The organism is Ensifer sp. LC11, from assembly GCF_001695835.1.
GTDB lineage: Bacteria > Pseudomonadota > Alphaproteobacteria > Rhizobiales > Rhizobiaceae > Ensifer.
In genome coordinates this window covers 51,024-77,100 of the sequence record NZ_MBSO01000020.1, presented here as the reverse complement: position 1 = coordinate 77,100, position 26,077 = coordinate 51,024, and the positions used below count along the sequence as shown (strand labels likewise).

Sequence of the window (26,077 nt, the reverse complement as noted above, 5' to 3'; positions counted from 1 at the left end):
GATTGCTGAACGAACTGAACCGTTCGGTTCGATTGAAACTTGACATAAGCCCTTTCTGGTCGCATATCAAGAGAAAATCGAACCACGCGGTTCGACGACTGATATTTAATGCAAGCAGGACGGAAACAAGCGACCATCATGAGCGCGGTGAAGACCGGAACACAGGATGTGGTGCAGCCGAACATCGGCATCGACGAGGATCTTTCTTCGGGCGGCGGCCGCCATGCCGCCGGCGAGGATCCGGCCAAGCGCGAGCAGATCCTCGAGGGCGCACGGCGCGCCTTTCTGAGCCAGGGTTTCGACGCGGCCAGCATGAACGACATCACGCGTGAGGCCGGCGTCTCCAAGGGCACGCTCTACGTCTATTTCGAGAACAAGGAAGACCTGTTCAAGGCACTGATCATCAAGGGCAAGACCCGGGTGGTTCAGACCGCCAAGCACGCGCTCAACGATCATGACGACGTTGAGGAATCGCTCTACGACTTCGGCGTTACGTTGACGACGAGCATGACCTCCGAGGAGACCATCCGCTCGATGCGCATGGTGATCGGCGTGATCGACCGGATGCCGCATCTGGCCGAACGCTTCTTCAGCGAGGCACCCGAGAACGGCTACACCGTGCTCAAGGCCTATCTCGACCGACAGGTTCCGACCGGCGCGCTCGACATCGACAACACTGAGATCGCCGCTCGTCAATTCATCGAAATGGCCCAGGCCGGCCTCTTCAAGCACCGCCTGTTCGGCGGCATGTGCTCCGCCCCGCCGAAGGAACAGATCGAAGCGACGGTGACCGCCGCTGTCCGCGTCTTCATGTCCGCCTATGGGCCGAAGAAATAGGTCGGCCAGTACCGAACTCTTCCGGGCCTCCGGCGTTACAATCCAGCAATTGCGATCAAGCGCGCCTTGAGGCAGCACCCTATCAACAGGGCGCTGCCAAGGGAGTGAGGATGAGTGCCATCGGACGGGCGGTCTGGTTCATCGAGAGCCATTTCGCAAAGGACATATCGCTGGATGAGATCGCTGGGGCCGCAGGCCTCTCGCGCTTCCATCTGTCACGCGTTTTCGGGCTGGTCACCGGCCGCTCGATCAGCGCCTATGTTCGCGGCCGGCGGCTGAGCGATGCCGCTCGGGCGCTGGCAGATGGTTCCATCAGCATTCTTTCGGTGGCACTCGATGCGGGCTACGGCTCGCACGAGGCTTTCACCCGTGCCTTTCGCGACCAGTTCGGCGTTACGCCGGAAACGGTGCGCAAGCAAAGGCATGTTCGAAACATCGAACTGATGGAGCCACTCAGAATGGACGACACCCGCCTTCTCAAGATCGACCCACCGCGCTTCGAAGACAGCCCTCCGCTGCTCTTGGCGGGCTTGGCAGAGACCTACGCCTATGGCCGCACCGAAGGCATCCCGTCGCTCTGGCAGCGGTTCAACCGCCATTTCGGCGACATTCCGGGCCAGAAGGGCAACATCGCCTACGGCGTCTGCAATGAAAGCAACGGCGAAGCCGGCACCTTCCGTTACATGGCAGCAGTCGAAGTCAGCGACGCCGACTTCTTGCCGGAGGGCTTTTCGACGCTGAAGCTGCCGAAGCAGCGCTATGCCGTTTTCCTGCATCGCGGCCACATTTCCGCGATTGCCAAGACTGCAGACCATGTCTTCGGCACCTGGCTGCCGGAGTCCGGACTTCAGCACGCCGAGACGCCTGATCTCATCGAGCGCTATGACGAACGCTTCGACCCGCATTCGGGCATGGGTGTCGTCGAACTGTGGATTCCCGTCCGATCGTAAACGGTAAAGCGCTGCCGCAAAGGGAGGCGGCGCTTGCCACCTCTTCGGTGTTGCTTAAATACTTTCGGCGATTCTTGCGCGACGACGCGCCACCCAAAAAGGAAGATCGCCGATGCAGGACCTGCTGTTGCTTGCCCAAGACCCCACCGCCTGGGTCGCCCTCGTAACCCTCGTCGTCATGGAGGTGGTTCTCGGCATCGACAACCTGATCTTCATCTCGATCCTCACCAACAAGCTGCCGCACGAGCATCGCGAAAAGGCCCGCCGCATCGGCATCGGCCTCGCCCTCGTCATGCGCCTCGCCCTGCTCGGCACCGTCGCCTGGATCGTCAAGCTGACGACGCCGGTGTTCGAGGCCTTCGGCCATGGCTTCTCCTGGAAGGACATGATCCTGATCGCCGGCGGCCTGTTCCTCGTATGGAAGGCCACCAAGGAAATCCACCACAATGTCGATCCTGCCGATCATGGCGAGGACTTCATTGCCTCCTCGGCGATCAACAGTTTCGGCGCTGCGATCGCCCAGATCCTGCTGCTCGACCTCGTCTTTTCCGTCGACAGCATCATCACCGCCGTCGGCATGACGCCGCATTTGCCGATCATGGTCATCGCCGTCATCGCCGCCGTCACCGTCATGCTCGTTGCCGCCAACCCGCTCGCCAACTTCATCGAGAAGAACCCGACGATCGTCATGCTGGCACTCGCCTTCCTGCTGATGATCGGCACGACGCTGATCGCCGAAGGCATGGGCATGCATGTGCCGAAGGGCTACATTTATGCCGCCATGGCCTTCTCGGCGCTCGTCGAGATTCTGAACATGGTCGCGCGCAACGCCCGCCTCAGAAAAGCCGGCAAGCTCACCTGACAACCTGGGCGCAGAGGCCCTCTCATCACCAGAAGGCCCGCATCATCGATGCGGGCCTTCTTGCTTGCGGGAGTTAGCGAAGACGCGTGGCCGAACCGGCCGGCCGTCAACCGCGAGCCGTCAGCGGGAACCAGGATCGCTCCTCTTTCTTCCGCTGAAGTCATGCCGGCGGCACAGCCCCGCGTCTTCTGGTTGGACAACGCTTCTCCGCGAGAAACGTTCCCCCGCCCTTCGGGTCATTCAAGCATCCGGGCGGTGGCCGACTTCAACCAGTATGTTGCCAGGAATGATCGTGTAAAAAACATAGGCGCCGTGCCGATCCTCGGGTGCGTTCACCTGAACGCCGGATGCGCGCATGCGCTCATGGGCATCGTCAACCGCAATGCGCGTCGGCAGCAGAAAGCCGATGTGGTAGGTCTGCACGCCAAGGCTCACCTGATCACCGCCGCCAAGCGCTGCAATTGGCGGGCTGATGACGAGAACCAGACCCGAACCGTCGGTCAGGCGGAAAAAGGCATCCTTGCCCCGCCTTTCAACCAGCGTCAGGCCGAAGTGATCGATGAGAAAGGAAGCCGTCGCGGCGACGACAGGGCTATGGAGGTCGATATGGTTCAGTCGCATGTTGCTGTCTCCGTGTTTTCGAGAAACGCGGCGGACTGCGTCGATCTGCATACCCCGCCGCGGACCGATGCGATGGCATCGGAACCACGTCGTGGGTTCGAACGGGCTGTTCGAGCAGAGCTTCGTTGAAATACCGAAGGGACCGGGCTTACCTTATCCGGTCCTGCCTTTTTCGACGCCCCTTGCATACAGCAGAACGGCGGCAGGCGGAAGTGGGGCTGCGCTCAGTTCTTCCCGGCGTTCGGATCGACTTTCTGCAGCTCCTGCAGGTAGGCGTCGAGACGGTCAAACTTCTGTTCCCAGAAGCGACGGTAGCTGTCGAGCCAGCTGTTGACGTCCTTCAACGGTGCCGCCTCCAGCCGGCACGGGCGCCATTGTGCCTCGCGACCGCGGCTGATCAGCCCGGCACGCTCGAGAACCTTGAGATGTTTGGAAACCGCCGGCAGGCTCATTTGGAATGGCTCCGCCAGTTCGCCGACCGACGCCTCACCAAGAGTGAGGCGAGCGAGGATTGCCCTCCGCGTTGGATCGGCCAAGGCTGAGAGCGTCGTCGACAGGCGATCTTCCGGCATTTTCTAAAAAACCTTTCAGTTAAATAACCTTTCGGTTCATTACCGCCCACCGCAGGCAGTGTCAACAAAAAGCGGCGTGATCCACTTTCCGTTGACATGATCGGCGTTCTATGGTCTCACCCGAGCCATTGGAATAGCCTGCCGATACCGTTGTTGCGGCACCCTTGCGGGCCTTTCCTTCCCATAAAATGCGCGCCCGACGGCCGGATATCTTCTCCGGCAAGGGGCGAGAAGCACGTCAGACGGGCAAAGACCATGGCAAATTCAGCAGTCCGGGTACGCATCGCACCCTCCCCCACCGGCGAGCCGCATGTCGGCACCGCCTACATCGCTCTGTTCAACTACCTGTTCGCGAAAAAGCATGGCGGCGAGTTCATCCTGCGCATCGAAGACACCGATGCGACCCGCTCGACGCCGGAGTTCGAACAGAAGGTGCTGGACGCGCTGAAATGGTGCGGGCTCGAATGGTCGGAAGGCCCTGATATCGGCGGTCCCTACGGCCCCTATCGCCAGAGCGACCGCAAGGACATGTACCGCCCCTACGTCGAGAAGATCGTCGAAAACGGTCACGGTTTCCGCTGCTTCTGCACGCCCGAGCGGCTGGAGCAGATGCGCGAGAGCCAGCGCGCCGCCGGCAAGCCGTCGAAGTATGACGGCCTGTGTCTCAACCTCTCGGCCGAGGAAGTGACGTCGCGCGTTGCCGCCGGCGAGCCGCATGTCGTGCGCATGAAGATCCCGACCGAGGGCTCGTGCAAGTTCCACGATGGCGTCTATGGCGACGTCGAAATCCCGTGGGATGCCGTCGACATGCAGGTCCTCTTAAAGGCCGACGGCATGCCGACCTATCACATGGCCAACGTCGTCGACGACCATCTGATGAAGATCACCCACGTCGCGCGCGGCGAGGAGTGGCTGGCCTCGGTGCCGAAGCACATACTGATCTACCGGTATCTCGGCCTTGAACCCCCTGTCTTCATGCACCTGTCACTGATGCGCAATGCCGACAAGTCGAAGCTGTCGAAGCGCAAGAACCCGACGTCGATCTCCTACTACACCGCACTCGGCTACCTGCCGGAAGCGCTGATGAACTTCCTCGGGCTGTTCTTCATCCAGATCGCCGAAGGCGAGGAACTGCTGACGATCGACGAACTGGCCGCCAAGTTCGATCCGGAGAACCTTTCGAAGGCCGGCGCGATCTTCGACATCCAGAAGCTCGACTGGCTGAACGCCCGCTGGATCCGCGAAAAGCTCTCGGAAGACGAGTTCGCCGCCCGCGTCCTTGCCTGGGCGATGGAAAACGACCGCCTGAAGCAGGGCCTGAAGCTCAGCCAGTCGCGCATCTCGAAGCTCGGCGAACTGCCCGATCTCGCAAGCTTCCTGTTCAAGTCCGACCTTAGCCTCAAGCCCGAAGCCTTCGCCGGCGTCAAGTCGACGCCCGAAGAACTGCTCGAGGTCCTGAACACCGTTCAGCCGGATCTCGAAAAGATCCTTGAATGGAACAAGGAATCGATCGAAGCCGAACTGCGTGCGGTCGCCGAGCGCATGGGCAAGAAGCTGAAGGTGATCGTGGCGCCTCTGTTCGTCGCGGTTTCCGGATCGCAGCGTTCGCTGCCGCTGTTCGACAGCATGGAAATCCTGGGCCGCGCCGTGGTACGCCAGCGCCTGAAGGTCGCGTCCCAGGTGGTCGCCTCCATGGTTGGCAGCGGAAAGTAAGGAGAGCACGATGAACGACAAGACCGAGACCACTGGCCTCTCCTCCGACGTCACCGAAGTGCGCGCGCAAAAGCTGAAGTTGCTGCGCGAGCAGATCGGCGACGTCTACCCGGCGCATTTCCACCGGACAATGACCAACGCCGAACTCACCGCCAAGTATGAGAGCCTGGAGCCGGATACCGAGACGCAGGACGTCGTGACCGTCGCCGGCCGCGTCTATTCCTCGCGCAACTCCGGCATGTTCATGGACATCCATGACGCGTCAGGCAAGATCCAGATCTTCAGCCACAAGGACACCACGCCGGAAGACGCGCGCGCGCTGCTCCCGATGATCGACATCGGCGACATCATCGGCGTCACCGGCGTCGTGCGCCGCACCAAGCGCGGCGAGCTGACGATCAATGCGCAGGCCATCACCATGCTGACGAAGTCGCTGCTGCCGATGCCCGAAAAGTGGCACGGCCTCTCCGACATCGAGCTGCGCTATCGCAAGCGTCACCTCGACATCATGACCAACGAGGAATCGAAGGTGCGCTTTCAGCAGCGCAGCCGCATCGTTTCCGGCATTCGCCGCTTCATGGAAAATGACGGCTTCATGGAAGTCGAGACGCCGATGCTGCATTCGGTCTATGGCGGCGCCACCGCCGAGCCGTTCAAGACGCATCACAACACGCTGAAGCTCGACATGTACCTGCGCATCGCGCCGGAACTGTACTTGAAGCGCACGCTGGTTTCGGGCCTCACGGACAAGGTCTTCGAGATCAACCGCAACTTCCGCAACGAAGGCGTCTCCACCCGGCACAATCCGGAATTCACGATGATGGAGTGCTACTGGGCCTATGCCGACTACGAGGACATCATGGACCTCGTCGAACGGCTGTTCGGTGAGCTGGCGATGGCGATCCATGGCTCGACCGAATTTGCCTATGGCGACAAGGAAATCTCCTTCAAGGGTCCGTTCCGCCGCGTGCCGATGCCCGACGCCGTCAAGGAAGCGACCGGTATCGATTTCCTGGCGATGAAGACCGACGAAGAGGCCCGCGCTGCCGCCAAGGCCGCCGGCTTCGAGGTCGAAAAAGACTGGACCTGGGGCGAATGCCTCGCCTTCATCTTCGAGGAGAAAGTCGAGGGAACGCTGATTCAGCCGGCCCACGTCACCCATTTCCCGAAGGACATTTCGCCCTTTGCCAAGGAAGTGCCGGGCGAGCCGCGTCTCGTCGAGCGTTTCGAGACCTATTGCAACGCCTGGGAACTCGGCAACGCCTTCTCCGAACTCAACGATCCGGAAGAGCAGCGCGCCCGCATGGTCGAGCAGCTCGAACAGGCGCATGCGCGCGGCGAAAAGGCCAAGCAGCTGGACGACGAGTTCCTCGATGCCATCGACCAGGGCATGCCGCCGGCCGGTGGCCTCGGCATCGGCGTCGACCGCCTGATCATGTTACTCACCAACGCGCCTTCGATCCGCGACGTGATCCTCTTCCCGGCACGCCGCCAGAAGGCGGACTGATCCGAGGCGACATCGCCACGAACAAGAAAGCCCGGCGCGCCAACGCCGGGCTTTTCGATTCCTCGATGAACGCTTCCGCCGCCCGGTCGCGGCTCAGCCTCAATGTCCGGCAGGCGCCTCGGCCGTCTCTGCCGGTTTTGCCTCATGTTCGCCGGCGCCTGCGTCCGCCGCGGCTTCTTCGGCAGGAGCCGCCGACGGGTCGATGCACGAAGAATGGTCGTCCATGGCCGCCATCATCCCACGAACGTCGTCCAGGGAAAGGTCGATCGTCTTGCCGTGAAAGGCGCCGACGGAGTTTGCAGTGCCGTCGTTATAGGAGGCGCGAAACATTTCGCTCATGCCTGGCACGCTTTGCGGGCCAGGGGCAAAAAGGACCTCCGCACCGATCGCGGCTCCCCGCACTTGCGCCCGCTCTTCCGGCCCGGCCGCATCGAGCACGATCACCTGATAGAGATCGGCCTTTTCGGCTTTCGCCAGGGCACCCGCCACGCGCAAGGCCGTGCGGATGCGCGCCTGGCCATCGGCGCGATCGGTCTTGACGTGCATGCGGATCCACCGCTGGCCGTTGTGGCCAAGCTTTAGCGTGCGGATGGTCGTGCATTCGAGCCCTGAGGCCTTCGGTTCGGACAGCCGCGTCATCAGCGCGTCGCGGCTGACATAGACGGCTGCCCCGCCGGAGGCGGCCGAAACACCGAAAGCGGCCGCGAGGATGACGAGCAGCCTTTTCGATGGCCTGATCTTGCCGAGAATAGCCTTCACGAGGGTGACTCCGCCGTCATGTCGAGGATTACAGAAAAGCCCCAGGGGCAAGCCTCAAGCTTAGGCGCGCGACCTTTCGGAAAGTTTAAGCCGGCCTGGAGATAAATCGCTCAAAGCCGACCAACCGTCCGCAATCGGTCATCAATGCAGGATGCGCCACGCGGGACGCGGAGGATGATTGACATTCACCGCCATCTTGCCTCCATTGCGAGCCGTCAAACACAAGAACAAGAAAAGAAGAACGTAATGCATAAAGTCATCTTTGATACGGACCCGGGCATCGACGATGCGATGGCGCTGCTCTTCCTGCACCGCCACCCGGCCATCGACCTGATCGGCATCACCACCGTCTTCGGCAATGCCTCGGTTGAAACCACGACGCGCAATGCCCTGTTCCTGAAGCAGAGCTGGGGCATCGATGCGCCGGTCGCCAAGGGCCTGGACAAGACCTTCAATCCCGACCGTCCGCATGTCGGCTGGCCGACCTTCATTCACGGCGACGACGGCCTCGGCAACATCGACGTGCCTGAGACGGTCGACCTGCCGATCGACCCGCGTCCGGCGCACCGCTTCATCATCGATACGGTCCGTGCCCATCCGGGCGAAGTGACGCTGATCGCCGTTGGCCGCATGACCAACCTGGCGCTGGCGCTGCGCGAGGATCCCGATTTTGCAGCACTCGTGCGTGAAGTCGTCATCATGGGCGGGGCCTTCGACGTCAACGGCAACATCACGCCCGCTGCCGAAGCCAACATCCATGGCGACCCGGAAGCCGCCGACGTCGTGATGACGGCACCGTGGCCGGTCACCGTCGTCGGCCTCGATGTCACCACCCAGACCGTGATGACCAAGGCCATGATCGCCGACATCGCCGAGCATGGCGGTGATGCCGGCAAGCTGCTCGCCGATATCTCGAAGTTTTACGTGACCTTCTACGAGCAGCACGTACCCGACGGCATGGTCGTGCACGACAGCTGCGCCTGCGCCTATGTCGTGGCACCCGACCTCTTCACCGTCAGAAGCGGTTCGATCCGCGTCGTCTGCGGCGGCATCGCGGACGGGCAAACGATCCAGAGCCCCGACAACAGGCTGTTCCCGCCGAGCCCCTGGGACGATCTGCCGAGCCAGAAGGCCTGCATCGACATCGATGCCGCGCGCACGTTGAAGCTGATCAGCGATACGCTGGTTCTGGGCGGCTGATCCTGATCGAGGCGCGGTCGATGTTTCCGTCGCGTCTCGAAAAACTTGAAGATGACAGCTGGCGGACGCGCGTTCGCCAGCTATCTTTCAGTCCATGAAACCGGACGCCCTCCTCTATCCCGCCCCCAAGGGCCTCTACTGCCAGATCGGCGATTTCTACATCGATCCGGTGCAGCCGGTCGAAAGGGCGCTGATCACCCACGGCCATTCGGACCACGCCCGCGCCGGCCACGGCCATGTGCTCGCCACCCGCGAGACCCTCGACATCATGGGCATCCGCTACGGCGAAGGGTTCTGTGGCGCGAGCCAGGCTGTCAGCCTCGGCGAGACGCTCGTCGTCAACGGCGTCGAGGTCGGATTTCACCCGGCCGGCCACGTCCTCGGCTCGGCGCAGATCTCGGTCCGTGCGAACGGTACCCGCATCGTCGTCTCCGGCGACTATAAGCGGCGGCGGGATCCGACCTGCGCCGGCTTCGAACCCGTCGCCTGCGACGTCTTCATCACCGAAGCGACCTTCGGATTGCCGGTCTTCCACCATCCGGACGATCGGGCGGAGACACGCAAGCTGCTGACGTCGCTTGCACAATTTCCTGATCGAACCCACGTCGTCGGCGCCTATGCACTTGGCAAGGCCCAGCGCGTGATCGCCCTCCTGCGCGAACAGGGCTACCACCAGCCGATATTCATCCACGGCGCCCTGCAACGGCTCTGTGACTACTATCAGAGCCGGGGCATCGACCTTGGCGAGCTGCGCCCGGCGACGCTTGCCGCAGACGAGAAGCAGGATTTCCGAGGCACGATCGTGATTGGCCCGCCCGCCGCCTTTGCCGATCGCTGGTCGCGCCGCTTCGCCGATCCCATTGCCATTTTCGCTTCCGGCTGGATGCTGATCCGGCAAAGGGCGAAGCAGCGTGGCGTCGAACTGCCATTGATCATCTCGGACCATTGCGACTGGGCCGAACTCACACAGACGATCACCGAGATCGCACCAAGCGAGGTCTGGGTCACCCACGGGCGCGAGGAAGCCCTGGTGAGATGGTGCGAGCTTCAGGGCATCGCCGCGCGACCGCTACACCTCGTCGGCTATGACGACGAGGGAGAGTGACGAGATGCGCGCCTTCGCCGAACTGCTCGACCGTCTCGTCTTAAGCCCGCAGCGCAACGCCAAGACGCGGCTGCTCGTCGACTACTTTCAAACCGCGCCGGATCCGGATCGAGGCTACGCGCTTGCGGCGATCGCCGGAACCTTGTCGCTGAACACGGTCAAGCCGGCAATGATCCGCGATCTGCTGCTCGAACGCATGGACGCGGTGCTCTTTCGCTATTCCTACGATTATGTCGGTGATCTCGCCGAAACGGTGTCGCTCGTGTGGGAGCCGCCGGCCGGAACCGTTCAATCGGACGTTCCGCTCGGCGCGGCCATCGAGCGCCTGCAGATGACCGGACGCGCAGACGTGCGCAGCGTCGTGCGCGACATGCTCGATCGCCTCGACACCCCGGCGCGCTTCGCCTTTCTCAAGCTGGTGACCGGGGGCTTGCGCATCGGTGTGTCCGCCAAGCTCGCCAAGCAGGCGCTCGCCGAAATGGGCGGCAAGGACGTCGCCGAGATCGAAACGCTGTGGCACGGCCTGTCGCCGCCCTATCTGCCGCTTTTCCGTTGGCTTTCGGGAGAAGCCGGGAAGCCCGCGCTCTCGACGCCGGCGATCTTCCATTCGGTGATGCTCGCCAATCCGGTCGGCGATGGCGATCTCGATGCGCTCGATCCCAGAGACTTCGCGGCCGAATGGAAATGGGACGGGATCCGCGTGCAACTTGCCAATATTGGCGGCACCAGGCGGCTCTATTCCCGCAGCGGTGACGAGATTTCGAGCGCCTTCCCGGACGTTCTGGAAGCCGCCGACTTCAGCGGCGTCATCGATGGCGAACTGCTGGTCGGCGGCACGACGCGCACCAACCGGGCGACCCGCAGCTTCGCCGACCTGCAGCAACGGCTGAACCGGAAGACGGTCAATCACAAGCTGATGGACGCCTATCCCGCCTTCATCCGTGGCTATGACATTCTGTTTTCCGGTGACAGGGACATTCGCCCGCAACCCTTTGTCGAGCGAAGAGCCATGCTGGCCGACCTTGTCGATACCGCCTCGGCCCAGCATTTCGACCTGTCGCCGCTGGTGCCGTTTTCCTCCTGGGAGGAGCTCGACCAGCTGCGCGCCGCCCCGCCGGATCCTGTCATCGAAGGCATCATGCTGAAGCGGCTCGATTCTCCCTACACGCCGGGCCGCGTCAAAGGACCGTGGTTCAAATGGAAGCGCGCGCCCTACAATATCGATGCCGTGCTGATCTACGCGCAGCGCGGCCATGGCAAGCGTTCGAGCTACTACTCCGACTTTACCTTCGGCGTCTGGACCGTCGTTGACGGCAAGGAGACGCTGGTACCGGTCGGCAAGGCCTATTTCGGGTTCACCGACGCCGAACTGGAGATTCTCGATCGCTTCGTCAGGGACAACACCACCGAGCGCTTCGGCCCGGTCCGTGCGGTCAGGGCCGAGCCGGATTTCGGCTTCGTCGTCGAAGTGGCCTTCGAAGGCATCAACCGTTCGACCCGGCACAAATCCGGTGTGGCCATGCGCTTTCCGCGCATTGCGCGCCTCAGGCCGGACAAACTTCCACGCGATGCCGATCGGCTTGAGACGCTGCTGGCAATGATCGAAACGCGTGAAAGCACCTAACTCGGGAACATCCGACATTCCATCGCGTTGGCCAAGGCAACCAACGGAAAGGCGGTGCCCCATGCCAGCAAAATCCAAGGCGCAGCAACGAGCGGCCGGTGCGGCACTTGCCGCCAAGCGCGGCGAAGTCAAGAAATCGAGCCTCAAGGGCGCGTCCCGCGAGATGGAAAAGTCCATGAGTGAAGGCGAACTCGAGGACCTTGCCGAAACCAAGCACAAGAACCTGCCCGAGCGGAAGGACGACTGAGCTCCACTCGGCAATAAAAGCGACACCTAAAACAAGAATTGTTAAGACCCTTTTGGGATTATCCGGCTCAAGACCTAGTCATTCGCTTGCCGCCGGGGTGTTTTGTGCCTGCCAGACATGCTTTCAACCTCGGACTGAAAAGGCTCGCAAGAGTTTTGACGCCGAGCTACATTCCGGCGATTATCGCAGCCTTCGTCGTCTGTGTAGCTGGAATCCTTGCGGACAATCAGAACCAGGTCGTCGCTGAGGCGCGCATGCGGGCGCGGGTCGCAGACGAGCTCAATCCGGTGCGCTCCAAGCTCGAGGCCAACGTCAACGGCAATATCCAGCTCGTGCGCGGGCTGATCGGCACGCTCGTCACCGAGCCGGGCATGGATCAGCAGCGCTTCGCAACACTCTCGCGCAGCATCTTCACCGAACGCTCGCAACTGCGCAGCATCGCCGCCGCGCCCAATCTGATTGTCTCCCTGATCTATCCGCTTGCGGGTAACGAGAAGGCGCTGGGCCTCGACTACCGCAAGAACGAGGCGCAACGCGCTGCCGTCATGCGGGTGAAAGATACCGGCCGGATGGTGCTTGCCGGCCCCCTGAACCTCGTCCAGGGCGGACAGGGACTGATTGGCCGCTTCCCGGTCTCGATCGATGTCGGCGGTGGCAGCAATCGCTTATGGGGCATCGTCTCGGCAATCATCGACGTCGACCGTCTTTACACCGACAGCGGCCTGCGTTCCGAAGACCTGGGTATAGACGTCGCGATCACCGGGCGCGACGGCACCGGTTCCAAAGGTCCGGTTTTCTTTGGTGACCCCGGGATATTCGAGCGGGCGCCGGTCGAGATGACCGTGCTTCTGCCCGGCGGCTCATGGCGTATCGCCGCCGTTCCCAAGGGCGGCTGGCCGACGACCGCCGGCAATGCCTGGCTCATCCGCGGCCTGATCGTTCTCGGCGGCTTGATGATCATCCTCCCGATGGTGTTGACCGGGCGGCTGATGAGCGAGAGGCAAAGCAATATTCGCGCCTTGAGGCACAGCAAGGGGCAACTGCAGGAACTCTCGCATCGCCTGAAGATCGCCCTCGACTCGTCCCAGATCGGCATCTGGGAACTCGATATCGAAAGCGGCAGGCTCCTTTGGGACGATCGAATGCGGGAGCTCTACGGTCGCCTGGGCTCAAAGCGCGAGACCTACGAGGACTGGAAGGAGGCCTTGCATCCGGACGATCTCGGCCGAGCCGAACAGGAGTTTGCCGAGGCGCTCGAAAGCAGCCTGGCCTACAATTCCGATTTCCGCATCCGCCTTCCGGACGGCAGCGCCCGCCACGTCCGCGCGATCGGCTCCACCTATGTCGGCGCCGACGGGCGCAGGAAAATCGTCGGGGTCAACTGGGACGTGACCAACGACTTCGAAACCCGCGAAACGCTTTTCGAAGCCAAGCGCCTTGCCGAGGCGCACAGCGCTGAGCTTGAAGCGGCGCGCCACCGCATGGAGTTCAACGCGCGACACGATCCGCTGACCGGCCTGCCCAACCGCCGCTTCCTTGACCAGGTCCTGGCCGGACGCGACCGTCATTTCGATCCGGAAGCCAAGCTCAGCATTTTCCACATGGACCTCGACCGGTTCAAGCAGATCAACGACACGCTCGGCCATGCCGCCGGCGACGAGATCCTGCGCCATGCCGCCGAACTGCTTAGCGGCAATGCAAGCGAGAGGGATTTCGTCGCCCGCATCGGCGGTGACGAGTTCGTCATCGTTCGCCAGCATGGCGGGATCGAGCTTGACGCACGGCTGGCCTCCCGGATTATCGAGGCGATGAGCGTGCCCGTCCGTTACAAGGATCAGGAATGCCGCATCGGCGTCAGCATCGGCATCGCCGCCCAGAACCACGCGACCGACGACCTGTCGCAGGTGCTCGTCAACGCCGATATCGCGCTCTATGAGGCCAAGCGCCGCGGGCGAAACCGGCACGAGACCTTCACCGGCGACCTGAAAACGGCCGTCTTCAAGACCAAGCAAACGGCCGACGAGATTCTTCGCGGGCTGGAACACAACGAATTCATCGCGCATTTCCAGCCGCAGTTCTGTCCGCGCTCGCTCGACATAACAGGCGTCGAGGCGCTGGCGCGCTGGGATCATCCGACCAAGGGGCTGCTCGGTCCACACACCTTCCTCAAGACTGCGGAAGACATCAATGTGGTGGCCGCGATCGACCAGGCGATCCTGGAACAGGCGCTGTTCCAGATCTACCGCTGGGAGGCGAGCGGCATCCATATCCCGAAGGTCTCCGTCAATCTCTCCTATGCGCGGCTCACGACGAGGGCCTGATCGATCGTCTCGAACAATTGCGGATCCCGGCGGGTCGCCTGTCGTTCGAACTGCTGGAATCGATCTCCTTCGACGAAAGCGACGTGACGGTTCTGTCGAACATCCGCCGGATCAAGGAGCTCGGCATCGACATCGAGATCGATGATTTCGGTACCGGCTACGCCTCCATCGTCAGCCTTTTGAAGCTGACGCCACGGCGGCTGAAGATCGACCGTCAGCTCGTGCTGCCAATCCTTAATTCCCCTGCCGAAAAGCGCCTGGTTGAATCGATCATCGATATCGGCACGTCGCTCGGCATCGAGGTGATCGCCGAAGGCGTCGAGACCCTGGAGCACGCCCATATCCTGAAGGAACTCGGTTGCCACGGGCTGCAGGGCTACGCGTTTGCCCGGCCGATGAGCGCCAACGATCTTGCGACCTTCGCCTTCGAGCGCCGCTGGCTCGCCGCCTGACGACACTGCGGATTGCGGCAAAAGCGTCGCTGCGTGCATTTTTCGCACCGTTGAGGCTTGGCAGCCTTGCCACGAATCGCCATAAAAACAATTGCCTGCCTCCGCTATGTGGACTTGGCGGCATCATCTATGGCAGTCGCTGATGCGACCGTCCTCCAGGGCCTCTGGAGCATCCCGCTTCAAGTGAAATCACCGAAAGCGGAAAAGGTGCTCCAGAATCAAGATTCTAGAGCGTCCATTGTGCGGTCACTTGCACGCACGGCGTTCTGGCGCCCAATCTCCATGACACCCGGAAGAAGGGAACGGTACGATCGAATACGCGGGAAAATTGCTTTCTGTCTTCATTCTCGCCCCATTTGCGGGAAGCCTCCTTGCAATCTTCTTTCCGCTCGATCAGCGCGGTGCGACAGCCTGGTTTGCCGGCGCGATCGCACTTCTGTGTTTCCTCGTCGCGGCCGGCCTCTATCCGTTTGTCACCTCAGGTGGGGTGCTGCGCTACGACATCGCCTGGCTTCCCGAACTCGGCCTCAACTTCACGCTCCGGATGGATGGCTTTGCCTGGCTCTTCACGGTGCTCGTCACCGCGATCGGCGTGCTGGTGGTGCTCTACGCCCGCTACTACATGGCGGCGGAAGACCCGGTGCCGCGCTTCCTGTCGCTGTTTCTTGCCTTCATGGGCTCGATGCTCGGTGTCGTGCTCTCGGGTAATCTCATTCTGCTTGCCGTCTTCTGGGAACTGACGAGCATCGTCTCCTTCCTTCTGATCGGCTACTGGCATCACAACGCACATGCCCGCGACGGCGCCCGCATGGCATTGACCGTGACCGGCACCGGCGGTCTTTGCATGCTGGTCGGTCTCCTGCTCATGGGCCGCATCGTCGGCAGCTATGATCTCGATGTCGTGCTTGCATCAGGCGACCTGATCCGCAACTCGCCGCTCTACATGCCAGTGCTGATCCTGGTCCTGCTCGGCGCCTTGACGAAAAGCGCGCAGTTCCCGTTCCATTTCTGGCTGCCGCACGCGATGTCAGCGCCGACGCCGGTCTCTGCCTATCTGCACTCGGCGACCATGGTGAAGGCGGGCGTCTTCCTTTTGGCGCGCCTCTGGCCGGTCATGGCCGGAACGGAAGCCTGGTTCTGGATCGTCGGTCTCGCCGGCCTTTCGACGCTGCTGCTCGGCGCCTATTTCGCCATCTTCCAGCAGGACCTCAAGGGCCTGCTCGCCTATTCGACCATCAGCCATCTAGGCCTGATCACGGTTCTTCTGAGCCTCGGCAGCCCGCTTGCCGCGGTCGCCGCCGTCTTCCACATCGTCAACCACGCCACCTTCAAGGCGTCCTTGTTCATGGCGGCCGGCATCATCGACCACGAGACCGGAACGCGCGACATGCGCAAGCTCGGAGGGCTGATAAGGTACATGCCGGGAACGGCCGTGCTCGCCATGGTCGCAAGCGCCGCCATGGCGGGCGTTCCGCTTCTGAATGGCTTCATCTCGAAGGAAATGTTCTTCGCCGAGGCGATCGAGACCCACCAGGCCAACATCCTCGACACGATGACGCCCTATGTCGCGACGCTTGCCGGCATGTTCGCGGTGACCTATTCGCTGCGTTTCATCCACAGCGTCTTCTTCGGCAAGACACCTGAGGATCTGCCGAAAGTGCCGCACGAGCCGCCGCGCTGGATGCGCGCGCCGATCGAATTCCTCGTGCTTGCCTGCCTCGTGGTCGGCATCATCCCGGCGATCACCATTGGCCCCTTCCTGCACACCGCAGTCATTTCGATCCTCGGCGCAAGCACGCCCGCCTACAGCCTTGCCGTCTGGCATGGCTGGAATCTGCCGCTGATCATGAGCTTCGTCGCACTTGCCGGCGGCGTCGGTCTCTATTTTCTGATGCGCAACTACCTTGCCACCAGCATCGAGGGCCCGCCGATCTTCCGCCTGTTGCACGGCCAGCGCATCTTCGAGCGCGTGCTTGTGACGCTCTCGTGGAAGTGGGCGCGTTCGCTCGAGCAGCGTCTTGGCACACGGCGGCTACAGCCACAGATGCGTTTCCTCGTCTTCATCGCCGTTGCCGCCGGCGCCCTGCCGCTGCTTCTCAACCACTACGAACTACCGCCGCTTCTCGTGCGCAGCATCGATCCGGCCTTCGCACTACTGTGGGCGGTCGGCATCGCCTGCGCGATCGGTGCGGCGCTCCTTGCGAAATTCCACCGGCTGGCAGCGCTCGTGCTGCTTGGCGGCGCGGGCCTTACGACCTGCCTGACCTTCGTCTGGCTTTCGGCACCGGATCTTGCCGTAACACAGCTCCTCGTCGAGATCGTCACGACGGTGCTCATCCTGCTTGGACTGCGCTGGCTGCCGAAACGCATCGAGGACACGCAGGAAACCGAGCTGCTGTCGTTGCGGGTCCGCTTCCGGCGCCTGCGTGACTTCCTGCTGGCGATCACCGCCGGCGGCGGCGTGGCGCTCATCGCCTATACGATGATGACCCGCCCCCTGCCCGAGACGATTGCCAGCTACTTCCTTGAGCGCGCCTACAAGGAAGGCGGCGGCACCAACGTCGTCAACGTCATTCTCGTCGACTTCCGCGGCTTCGATACGTTGGGCGAAATCGCGGTCCTGGCAATCGTGGCGCTCACGGTCTTTGCCTTGCTGTTGCGCTTCCGTCCGCAGGCCGACAGCCTGGAGGCACCGGAGCAGCAGCGCGTTCAGAACGCCTTCGACGACGATCATCCGGATCGCAGCAAGGGTGACAGCGTCGCCGAATACCTGTTCGTGCCGTCAGTGATCATGCGCTGGATGTTCCCGGTCATCGGCATGCTTGCTGCCTACCTCTTCCTGCGCGGCCATGACCTGCCGGGCGGCGGCTTTGCCGCCGGCATCGCCATGTCGATCGGTTTCATCCTGCAATACATGTCCGGCGGCACGCGCTGGGTCGAGGAAAGGCTGCGCATCCATCCGCTGCGCTGGATGAGCATCGGCCTCCTGGTGGCGGCGGCTACCGGGATCGGCTCCTGGCTCTTCGGCTACCCGTTCCTCACCTCGCATGCGCAATATGTCACGCTCCCCATCGTCGGAAAGTTTCCGCTCGCCAGCGCCCTGTTCTTCGACCTCGGCGTCTTCTCTCTCGTGCTCGGCGCAACCGTGCTGATCCTGATCGCGCTTGCCCACCAGTCGATCCGCGCGCCACGCGCCCATGCGCGCGCCACGCGGAGCGGAAAGGAGGCCCGGTAATGGAGATCATTCTCGCAGCCGCCATCGGCGTCCTCACCGCATCCGGCGTTTACCTGCTGCTGCGCCCGCGCACCTACCAGGTCATCATCGGCCTCTCGCTGCTCTCCTATGCCGTCAACCTCTTCATCTTCGGCATGGGGCGTCTGCGGGTGAACGCGCCACCGGTGCTGGAACCAGGCGGCGTCGGCGATCTCAGCCGCTTCACCGACCCGGTGCCGCAGGCACTCGTCTTGACCGCGATCGTCATCGGCTTTGCCATGACCGCGCTCTTCCTCGTGGTGCTGCTCGCCTCGCGCGGCTTCACCGGCACCGACCACGTCGACGGCCGGGAGCAGCGCCATGACTAACTGGACGCACCACCTCCTGATCCTGCCGATCCTGCTGCCGGTGATGGTCGGAGCCGCGATGATCCCGATCGACGAGCGCAACCGCATGGCAAAGGGCGTGCTGGGTTTCGTCTCGACGCTCGCACTCTTCATCCTGTCGATGGTGCTGTTGCGCATCGCCTCGACCGACACGACGCTCGCCGGCAACGGCGTCTACCAACTCGGCAACTGGCCGGCGCCTTTCGGCATCGTGCTGGTGCTCGATCGCCTGTCGGCACTGATGCTGTGCCTGACGAGCGGGCTGGCCCTTGCCGCCCAGGCCTATTCGATCGCGCGCTGGCACACGGCCGGCCATCACTTCCATTCGCTGTTCCAGCTGCTGATCGCCGGCCTCAATGGCTCGTTCCTGACCGGCGATCTTTTCAACCTGTTCGTCTTCTTCGAGATCATGCTTGCGGCATCCTACGGCCTGCTCCTGCATGGCTCCGGGCCGCTTCGCGTCAAGGCGGGGCTGCACTATGTGGCGATCAACCTTGCCGCCTCGTCACTCTTCCTGATCGGCGTCAGCCTGATCTATGGCGCAACCGGCACGCTGAACATGGCCGATCTTTCGGTAAAGCTTGCCACGCTCTCGCCGAACGACCGCCAGATGGTCGAGGTCGGGGCCGGCGTCCTCGGTGTCGCCTTCCTGGTGAAGGCCGGCATGTGGCCCTTGAGCTTCTGGCTGCCGACCGCATATTCGGCAGCGACGCCGCCGGTCGCCGCCGTCTTCGCGATCCTGACCAAGGTCGGCATCTACGTCATCCTCAGGCTCTCGCTGCTGGTCTTTGGGGTGGGCGCCGGTGCTTCCGCCGGTTTCGGCCAGCCCGTGCTTCTCGCAGGCGGCCTGCTGACGATTGCTTTCGGCGCCATCGGCGTGCTCGCCTCCCAGGCGATGGGTCGCCTTGCCGCCTATTCGGTGCTCGTCTCCTCCGGCACACTGCTCGCCGCGATCGGCCTCGGCCACGCGGGCATGATTGCCGGCGCTCTGTTCTACCTCGTCAGCTCGACGCTGACGATCGCCGCCTTCTTCCTCTTGATCGAACTGGTCGAACGCGGCCGCGACGCCGGCGCCGACGTTCTCGCGGTGACGATGGAAGCCTATGGCGATGCCGATGAAGACGAGGAGGAGGAGGAAGTTGGCTCTCCGATCCCAGGCACCATGGCGATCCTCGGCCTCTGCTTCTGCCTCTGCGCCCTGCTGCTCGCCGGCCTGCCGCCACTCTCAGGCTTCGTCGCGAAATTCGCTATCCTTGGCGGCCTTTTCGGCCTATCGGGGCAGCAAACGGCCCCAGCCGTTTCCGTCGCGGACTGGACCTATGTCACGCTGCTGATCATCTCCGGTCTCGCCGCGATGATCGCCATGAACCGCGTCGGCATCCGCACCTTCTGGGCATCGATCGAAAACACCGTGCCGCGGGTCGTCGTTATCGAGATCACCCCGGTCGTCGTGCTGCTCTCCACCTGCATCTTCCTGAGCGTGCAGGCTGGGCCGATCATGCACTACATGCAGGCGACGGCGGATTCACTGATGAACCCGGCGGGTTACACCGAGCGTGTGCTCACTGCACCGCGAGCGGGAGGCTAGTCACCGATGCGCACCTGGTTCCCCTATCCGCTGCTGTCGTTCGGCCTGCTCCTCATCTGGCTGCTGCTCAATCAATCGGTCGCTCCCGGCACCATCGTCATGGGCACGGTGCTTGCGACGGGCCTCGCCTGGGTGACGTTGAAGCTGAGCCCCGTCCGCTCCCACCCGCGCCGGATCCTTCTGGTCCTGCACTTCGGCCTGACCGTTGCGTTCGACGTCATTCGGTCCAACCTCGCTGTCACCGCGGTCATCCTGCGCGGCCGGCGCAGGCCGCCGAGTTCCGGCTTCCTGACCGTCGATCTCGATCTTGATGACGAGAACGCCCTGGCGCTGCTCGCCTGTGTCATGACGGCGACACCGGGAACCGCCTGGCTCGAATATGACCGCGGCCGCAAGTCCCTGCTCTTTCACGTGCTCGACATGGAAAACGAGGACGTCTGGCTCGATACGGTCAAGCGCTACGAGGCAGCCTTGAAGGAGATATTCGGATGATGGAGCTTGCGATCATCTGGTCGATCCTGATCGCTCAGATCATGCTCGGACTGGCGATGGCCTTCGCCTTCTACCGTATGGTCAGGGGACCGCGGGCGCAGGACCGTATCCTCGGCCTCGACACGCTCTACATCAACGCCATGCTGATGCTTTTGACCTTCGGCATCCGCACCGCGAACTCGCTCTATTTCGAATCGGCGCTGATCGTCGCGCTCATCGGCTTCGTCTCGTCGATCGCGTTCGGCAAGTTCCTGATGCGCGGGGAGATCATCGAATGAGCCACCTGACCGATCTTCCCGTCTGGGCCGCCGTTCTCGTCTGCGGACTGACTGTTCTGGGCGCAGCGGTGGCTCTGATCGGCTCGGTCGGCCTTCTGCGGTTTACCAGCTTCTACGAACGCCTGCATGCGCCGACGCTGGCGACAAGCGGCGGCGTGCTCCTCATCTGCACCGCCTCGATCATCTGCTTTGCGGTGCTGCAAAGCCGCTGGGTGTTCCACGAAATCCTGATCATCGTCTTCGTCGTCGTCACCACGCCGGTGACACTGATGCTGCTCGGCCAGGCCGCGCTCTATCGCGACCGCGTCGAAGAAAAGCGCGGCGTTCCGCTCAAACAGCGGCCGACGCGCGAAGAGCCGACGGAATAGAACCCAGCAACGCAGCCGAAACCGCTGACGATCTCCTAAAGTGACGTGGCTACTCGCCGCGTCCTCTGAACCGCCGCTGATAGGCAGGATCGTAGAGCGAGCTTTCGCGGAAATCGGAGGCTTCGAGCCCCGGGCCGACGAAGATCAGCGCCGTGCGCTCGATCGGCTCGTCTGCCACCTTGGCAACGATATCGCCAAGCGCGCCACGCACCACACGCTCGTCCGGCCAGGACGCCTTGACGACGATTGCGACCGGGCAGCCGGCACCATAGAGCGGCGTCAGTTCCTCGACCACCTGCGCAAGCGCATGGATTGCGAGATGGATCGCCAGCGTCGAGCCGGTGGCGCCAAAGGCGGCGAGCGTTTCGCTATTCGGCATCGGCGAGGCGCGGCCGGAGACGCGGGTCAGCACCAGGCTCTGGGCAACGGCCGGAATGGTCAATTCGCGTCCGAGTGCGGCCGCAGCAGCGGCGAAAGACGGCACACCCGGTGTCATCGTATAGGCGATGCCGTGTTTCTCCAGCCGGCGGATCTGTTCGGCCACAGCGCTCCAGACCGAAAGGTCGCCGGAATGAAGCCGCGCGACGTCCAGACCGTCCGCTTCCGCCTTCACATATTCCGCCTCGATTTCGTCAAGCGACATCGGTGCAGTATCGACGATCCGGGCGCCCGGTGGGCAATATTGCAGGAGCTCCGGCGAAACGATCGAACCGGCATAGAGGCAGACCGGGCAGCGCCCGATCAGGTCGCGGCCGCGCACCGTGATCAGATCCGCAGCCCCCGGGCCGGCGCCGATGAAATGTACCGTCATGTGTCGCTCTTTCTCTTCTCACGCAGTTCCGGACGCAAACCGCTTCGCATTTTTGCTGGAGTTGCTCTAGGCCTTGATCCACGACCACTGCGTCACTGGCATCGCCGGCCGCCATCCGGTCATCGCGCCGACCGGGCCTGCCCGTGCGATATCGATGCGGATCAGCGCGCCGCCGAGCCGTGCGTGATGATCGAGCAGCACCGCCTCCATGTCTGTCGTTACCGCATTGGCGACCAACCGTCCGCCAATGCCAAGTGCTTCGATCGCCGCTGCCATCACGCCCGCTTCGCTGCCACCGCCGCCGATGAAGATCGCATCCGGCTGCGGCAGGCCGGCAAGGGCGGCTGGCGCCTCGCCTTCCACCACCGTCAGGCCCGGCACGCCGAACATCGTCGCGTTGCGGCCGATGCGGGCCGCGCGCTCCGGCGACACTTCGATGGCGATCGCTTGCATGGTCGGATCGGCCAGCATCCATTCGATGCCGATCGAGCCCGAACCGCCGCCGATATCCCACAGCAACTCGCCCTTGCGTGGCGCGAGCGCCGAAAGCGTCAGCGCCCGCACTTCCCGCTTGGTGATCTGCCCGTCATGCTCGAACAGCGCGTCGTCGCGGCCAGCCGCAAGCGGCAGGATGCGCGCGCCCTCGTCGGCCGCCACCTCGATGGCGCAGACGTTCAGCGGGTGCACGAGGCCGAGCATGAAACGCGACGCGATCTGCGTCGTCACCCGTTCCCCGGCGCCGCCAAGCGCCTCCAGCACTGTCAGCCGCGACTGACCGAAGCCGCTTGCGACCAGAAGCTCGGCAAGGTCTCGCGGGCCTGATCCATCCGACGTCAGCGTCAGCACGCGCGCACCCGGATGCAGGTGCGGCCGCACCAGATCGAGCGGGCGTCCATGCACCGAGACGAGGGTCGCATCCTGCAGCGCCCAGCCGAGCCGTGAGGCGGCAAGGCTGATCGAGGACGGCGCGGGCAGCGTGCGGATTTCGGCAGACGCAATACGGCGGGCCAGCGTCACGCCGACGCCGAAGAAGAACGGGTCGCCCGAAGCAAGCACCACCACGGGGCTGCCACGACGTGCGACGATCTCGACGACCGAGCGCTCGAGCGGGCTCTGCCAATTGTGGGCCTCGCCCGTGATGAGGGATGCGGCAAGCTCCAGGTGGCGGTGACCGCCATAGACGACCGGGGCTTCGGCAATGAGCCGCTTGGCCTCGTCGCCGAGACCCGCTACACCATCCTCACCGATACCGATGACGGTCAGCCAGGGGGAGACGATGGCGGGTTCGCTGTTCGACACGTCAGCCATGGAAAAACCTCGCATTCTGATACTGGGCGGCACCACCGAGGCGCGCGAACTTGCGCGCTGCCTGGCCGAAGACGTCCGTTACGACACCGCAATCTCGCTCGCCGGCCGCACCGCCGACCCGCGCCCGCAGCCGGTCAAGACCCGCATCGGCGGCTTCGGCGGCGCCGATGGTCTGGCGCATTTCCTGCGCGACGAGAATATCGCGTTGCTGGTGGACGCGACCCATCCCTTTGCCGCGCGCATATCGCACAATGCCGCCGAGGCGGTGCAACGAACCGGCACCAGGCTGCTCGCCCTTCGACGCCCGGAATGGCAGCCGGAGCCCGGCGACCGCTGGACCCCGGTTGAGAGTGTTACCGAAGCGGTGCATGCGCTGGGTGACGTTCCGCGCCGTGTCTTTCTCGCGATCGGCCGGCAGGAGGCTTTCCACTTCGAGGCAGCACCCCAGCACAGCTACATCATCCGCAGCGTCGATCCGGTGACTCCGCCGCTTGATCTTCCCGACCAGGAAGCAATTCTGGCGACCGGTCCCTTCGCGCAAGCCGATGAAGCCACGTTGCTTGAGACCCGAAGGATCGACGTGATCGTTGCCAAGAACAGCGGCGGCAGCGCCACCTACGGCAAGATTGCCGCGGCGCGCCGGCTCGGCATCGAGGTGATCATGGTCGAGCGGCGCAAACCGGCGGACGTGTCCACCGTTGGCAGTTGCGACGAGGCGCTCGACCGCATCGCTCACTGGCTCGCCCCCGCATAAAAGCGCGGCGTGTAGACGAGATCCGGCTGCCCCTCTCGCGCGACGATGCGCGTTTCCGGCGAGCCGATGATGACGCAGGTCGCCATGTCGGCGCGATTGGCGTCCGCTTCGCCAAGCGGCATCACCGTCATGCGTTCATCCGGCCGTCCGGCGGCACGCCCGAAAATCACGGGTACGGTCGCCGGCAATACGGAGCGCAGGATCTCGAAGGCTTCGCCGAGCTGCCAGGGCCGCGCCTTGCTGATCGGATTGTAGAGCGCGATGACAAGCCCCGCTTCCGCCGCCAGCTTGAGACGCCTTGTGATGACCTCCCAGGGCTTCAGATTGTCGGACAGCGACATCGCGCAGAAGTCATGGCCGAGCGGCGCGCCGATGCGGGCAGCGACCGCAAGCATGGCCGTCACGCCGGGCGTAATGACCAGTTCGACTGACTTCCATTCCGAAGGCCCCTTGTCGATCGCCTCGCAGACGGCAGCCGCCATGGCAAAGACGCCGGGATCGCCGCCCGAGACCATGCAAACCTTGGCGCCGGCAGCAGCCCGCGTCAGCGCCACTTGCGCACGGTCGAGCTCCTCGCGGTTGTCGGAGGCGATCCGCAGCTGGTCAGGACGCAGGTTCAGCCGGTCGAGATAGGGAAAGTAGCCGTAGAATTCTTCCGCCGCGGCGACGGCTTCCGCCGTCTCCGGCGTCATCTGTTTCGGGCTGCCCGGGCCAGTGCCGACGACATAGAGCGTGCCGGTCATGGCCTGTCCTTCCAGCCGGGAACGAGCACCAGCGAGAAATACGGCGCCTCGTCATCGGCTTTATCAGCAAGGGCCGTCATCGCCGCGTTCTTCATCGTGCCGCGTTCGACATAGACGGCCTGATCAAGACGGCCGGAAGCGGCAAGGGCGCGGCGGATCTTCGGCAGGTTGCGCCCGACCTTCATGATGACCGCAGCTTCGGTATCCTTGAGCCGCCGGCCGAGTTCGGCCTCAGCCATGGTGCCCGGAAGCACGGAAAGCACGTCATCGCCCTGCACCAGCGGCAGGCCGGCAAGCGACCAGCAGCCGGACATGGCGGTAATGCCGGGGATCACCTCGACCGGGAAGCGGTTGGCCAATCGCACATGCAGGTGCATGTAGGAACCATAAAACAGCGGGTCACCTTCGCTGAGCACGGCGACCGTACGCCCGGCGAGAAGATGCGCCGCCACGGCTTCGGCCGACATGTTGTAGAAATCGGTGATCTGGCTCTTGTAGGCGCCGTCATCCTTGTCGATCTCGGTCGTCACCGGATAGTAGAGCGGCAACTCGATGAGATCGGGCTTCAGCAGGCCCTCAACCACGGCACGGCCATTGCCGCTACGCCCGGCCTTGGCGAAATAGGCAAGCACATCGGCTTGCCCGAGCGCCTTCACCGCCTTGACGGTCAGCAGCTCCGGATCGCCGGGGCCGGTTCCAACGCCGATCAGGCGTCCGACGCCAGCGCCGCTCACAGGCCCGGCCTCGCGAGCGAATTCAGCGCTGCAGCGGTCATGGCGCTGCCGCCGAGGCGGCCGCGGACGATGGCGAAGGGAACGCCGTAGGAATTTTCCGCCAGCGCGTCCTTCGATTCCGCCGCACCGACGAAACCAACGGGCATGCCGAGGATTGCCGCCGGCTTTGGCGCACCGTCCCGCAGCATTTCAAGCAGGAAGAACAGGGCCGTCGGCGCATTACCGATCGCCACAACCGACCCGGCCAGGCGCTCGCTCCAGAGTTTCAGCGCGGCGGCAGAACGGGTGTTGCCGATCTCGGCGGCAATTTCGGGCGTGCGCGGATCGCGCAGCGTGCAGATCACCTCGTTGCCGGCAGGCAGGCGCGCCCGGGTAACCCCGTGCACGACCATCTCGGCATCACAGAGGATCGGCGCGCCGGCCTTCAGCGCCGCGCGGGCCGAGGTGACGAAATCGGGAGAGAACACGAACTGCTTTACCGCCTCGACCGAACCGCAGGCATGCACCATGCGCACCGCCAGGTCTGCTTCCTCGTCGGAAAAGCCGGAGAGATCGGCCTCGGCGCGGATGATGGCGAAGGAACGCTCGTAGATGGCGTTGCCATCGCGAATGTAATCATACTCAGGCATGT

At 63.4% G+C, this 26,077-nt stretch carries 24 protein-coding genes and 1 pseudogene; 17 read left to right on the top strand and 8 right to left on the bottom strand.

What is annotated here, in order from left to right; all coding sequences use genetic code 11:
* Positions 1–138 precede the first annotated feature (138 nt).
* The 3 genes from BBX50_RS15490 to BBX50_RS15480 all read left to right on the top strand — a co-directional run bounded on the left by BBX50_RS15490 (position 139) and on the right by BBX50_RS15480 (position 2,649).
* On the top strand, positions 139–837 hold the full coding sequence (locus BBX50_RS15490) for a TetR/AcrR family transcriptional regulator (protein WP_065776220.1): 699 nt from the start codon (positions 139–141) through the stop codon (positions 835–837).
* Positions 838–947: 110 nt separating this feature from the next.
* Complete coding sequence (locus BBX50_RS15485; RefSeq protein WP_065776219.1) at positions 948–1,787, top strand: AraC family transcriptional regulator; 840 nt, start codon at positions 948–950, stop codon at positions 1,785–1,787.
* 112 nt (positions 1,788–1,899) lie between these two features.
* Entirely contained in the window at positions 1,900–2,649 is a 750-nt protein-coding gene (locus BBX50_RS15480) for a TerC family protein (RefSeq protein WP_065776218.1), read from the top strand.
* Positions 2,650–2,889: 240 nt separating this feature from the next.
* Here the strand turns inward: BBX50_RS15480 and BBX50_RS15475 are convergent, their stop codons facing one another.
* Positions 2,890–3,270 carry a VOC family protein gene (locus BBX50_RS15475; RefSeq protein WP_065776217.1) on the bottom strand — a complete coding sequence of 127 codons (381 nt, stop codon included), beginning with the start codon at positions 3,268–3,270 and terminating at the stop codon, positions 2,890–2,892.
* 224 nt (positions 3,271–3,494) lie between these two features.
* Positions 3,495–3,842: a metalloregulator ArsR/SmtB family transcription factor gene (locus BBX50_RS15470; protein ID WP_065776216.1), complete on the bottom strand. Its 348-nt coding sequence runs from the start codon at positions 3,840–3,842 to the stop codon at positions 3,495–3,497.
* A gap of 255 nt (positions 3,843–4,097) precedes the next feature.
* Here BBX50_RS15470 and gltX point away from each other — a divergent pair, with 255 nt between their 5' ends.
* Both gltX and lysS read left to right on the top strand, forming a co-directional pair.
* Positions 4,098–5,555: a glutamate--tRNA ligase gene (gene gltX / locus BBX50_RS15465; protein ID WP_065776215.1), complete on the top strand. Its 1,458-nt coding sequence runs from the start codon at positions 4,098–4,100 to the stop codon at positions 5,553–5,555.
* A gap of 10 nt (positions 5,556–5,565) precedes the next feature.
* Entirely contained in the window at positions 5,566–7,062 is a 1,497-nt protein-coding gene (gene lysS / locus BBX50_RS15460) for a lysine--tRNA ligase (RefSeq protein ID WP_065776214.1), read from the top strand.
* Between the two features lie 99 nt (positions 7,063–7,161).
* Here lysS and BBX50_RS15455 read toward each other — a convergent pair whose 3' ends face one another.
* Positions 7,162–7,821, bottom strand: a complete 660-nt coding sequence (locus BBX50_RS15455) for a hypothetical protein (RefSeq protein WP_065776213.1) — start codon at positions 7,819–7,821, stop codon at positions 7,162–7,164.
* 246 nt (positions 7,822–8,067) lie between these two features.
* Here BBX50_RS15455 and BBX50_RS15450 point away from each other — a divergent pair, with 246 nt between their 5' ends.
* From BBX50_RS15450 to mnhG, 11 genes and pseudogenes are all read left to right on the top strand, one after another.
* Positions 8,068–9,021, top strand: a complete 954-nt coding sequence (locus BBX50_RS15450; protein WP_065776236.1) for a nucleoside hydrolase — start codon at positions 8,068–8,070, stop codon at positions 9,019–9,021.
* A 94-nt stretch (positions 9,022–9,115) separates the two neighbouring features.
* Entirely contained in the window at positions 9,116–10,126 is a 1,011-nt protein-coding gene (locus BBX50_RS15445; protein WP_065776212.1) for a ligase-associated DNA damage response exonuclease, read from the top strand.
* 4 nt (positions 10,127–10,130) lie between these two features.
* The gene (locus tag BBX50_RS15440) at positions 10,131–11,750 is read left to right on the top strand and encodes a cisplatin damage response ATP-dependent DNA ligase (protein ID WP_065776211.1); all 1,620 of its coding nucleotides are present in this window, start codon (positions 10,131–10,133) and stop codon (positions 11,748–11,750) included.
* A gap of 61 nt (positions 11,751–11,811) precedes the next feature.
* Entirely contained in the window at positions 11,812–11,997 is a 186-nt protein-coding gene (locus BBX50_RS15435) for a DUF3008 family protein (RefSeq protein WP_065776210.1), read from the top strand.
* Between the two features lie 134 nt (positions 11,998–12,131).
* A pseudogene (locus BBX50_RS15430) lies at positions 12,132–14,770 on the top strand (EAL domain-containing protein).
* A gap of 310 nt (positions 14,771–15,080) precedes the next feature.
* Positions 15,081–18,005: a monovalent cation/H+ antiporter subunit A gene (locus BBX50_RS15425; protein ID WP_139108358.1), complete on the top strand. Its 2,925-nt coding sequence runs from the start codon at positions 15,081–15,083 to the stop codon at positions 18,003–18,005.
* A complete protein-coding gene (locus BBX50_RS15420) occupies positions 18,005–18,352 on the top strand; it encodes a Na+/H+ antiporter subunit C (protein ID WP_065776208.1) in 348 nt (115 codons plus the stop codon). Before BBX50_RS15425 ends, BBX50_RS15420 begins: the two co-directional genes overlap by 1 nt.
* Positions 18,345–19,958, top strand: a complete 1,614-nt coding sequence (locus BBX50_RS15415; RefSeq protein WP_065776207.1) for a monovalent cation/H+ antiporter subunit D — start codon at positions 18,345–18,347, stop codon at positions 19,956–19,958. Before BBX50_RS15420 ends, BBX50_RS15415 begins: the two co-directional genes overlap by 8 nt.
* 6 nt (positions 19,959–19,964) lie before the next feature.
* Positions 19,965–20,450: a Na+/H+ antiporter subunit E gene (locus tag BBX50_RS15410; RefSeq protein ID WP_065776206.1), complete on the top strand. Its 486-nt coding sequence runs from the start codon at positions 19,965–19,967 to the stop codon at positions 20,448–20,450.
* A complete protein-coding gene (locus tag BBX50_RS15405; protein WP_065776205.1) occupies positions 20,447–20,728 on the top strand; it encodes a K+/H+ antiporter subunit F in 282 nt (93 codons plus the stop codon). Before BBX50_RS15410 ends, BBX50_RS15405 begins: the two co-directional genes overlap by 4 nt.
* Positions 20,725–21,096: a monovalent cation/H(+) antiporter subunit G gene (gene mnhG, locus BBX50_RS15400; RefSeq protein WP_065776204.1), complete on the top strand. Its 372-nt coding sequence runs from the start codon at positions 20,725–20,727 to the stop codon at positions 21,094–21,096. Before BBX50_RS15405 ends, mnhG begins: the two co-directional genes overlap by 4 nt.
* 49 nt (positions 21,097–21,145) lie before the next feature.
* On the opposite strand, the gene cobM is transcribed toward mnhG, so the two are convergent.
* Complete coding sequence (cobM, locus tag BBX50_RS15395; protein ID WP_065776203.1) at positions 21,146–21,907, bottom strand: precorrin-4 C(11)-methyltransferase; 762 nt, start codon at positions 21,905–21,907, stop codon at positions 21,146–21,148.
* Between the two features lie 66 nt (positions 21,908–21,973).
* Positions 21,974–23,215 (bottom strand): bifunctional cobalt-precorrin-7 (C(5))-methyltransferase/cobalt-precorrin-6B (C(15))-methyltransferase, encoded by a 1,242-nt coding sequence (locus BBX50_RS15390; protein WP_065776202.1) that lies wholly within the window; start codon positions 23,213–23,215, stop codon positions 21,974–21,976.
* Here BBX50_RS15390 and BBX50_RS15385 point away from each other — a divergent pair.
* Positions 23,184–23,969 (top strand): cobalt-precorrin-6A reductase, encoded by a 786-nt coding sequence (locus tag BBX50_RS15385; RefSeq protein ID WP_065776235.1) that lies wholly within the window; start codon positions 23,184–23,186, stop codon positions 23,967–23,969. The genes BBX50_RS15390 and BBX50_RS15385 overlap by 32 nt on opposite strands.
* Here BBX50_RS15385 and BBX50_RS15380 read toward each other — a convergent pair.
* Genes BBX50_RS15380 through BBX50_RS15370 form a run of 3 tightly spaced genes read right to left on the bottom strand, consistent with a single transcriptional unit; the run spans position 23,948 to position 26,075 of the window.
* Positions 23,948–24,712, bottom strand: coding sequence for a precorrin-3B C(17)-methyltransferase (locus BBX50_RS15380; RefSeq protein WP_065776201.1), 765 nt, complete (start codon positions 24,710–24,712; stop codon positions 23,948–23,950). The genes BBX50_RS15385 and BBX50_RS15380 overlap by 22 nt on opposite strands.
* Positions 24,709–25,446, bottom strand: a complete 738-nt coding sequence (locus BBX50_RS15375) for a precorrin-2 C(20)-methyltransferase (RefSeq protein WP_065776200.1) — start codon at positions 25,444–25,446, stop codon at positions 24,709–24,711. Before BBX50_RS15375 ends, BBX50_RS15380 begins: the two co-directional genes overlap by 4 nt.
* Complete coding sequence (locus BBX50_RS15370; protein WP_065776199.1) at positions 25,443–26,075, bottom strand: precorrin-8X methylmutase; 633 nt, start codon at positions 26,073–26,075, stop codon at positions 25,443–25,445. The genes BBX50_RS15375 and BBX50_RS15370 overlap by 4 nt, the downstream gene beginning before the upstream one ends.
* Positions 26,076–26,077 lie beyond the last annotated feature (2 nt).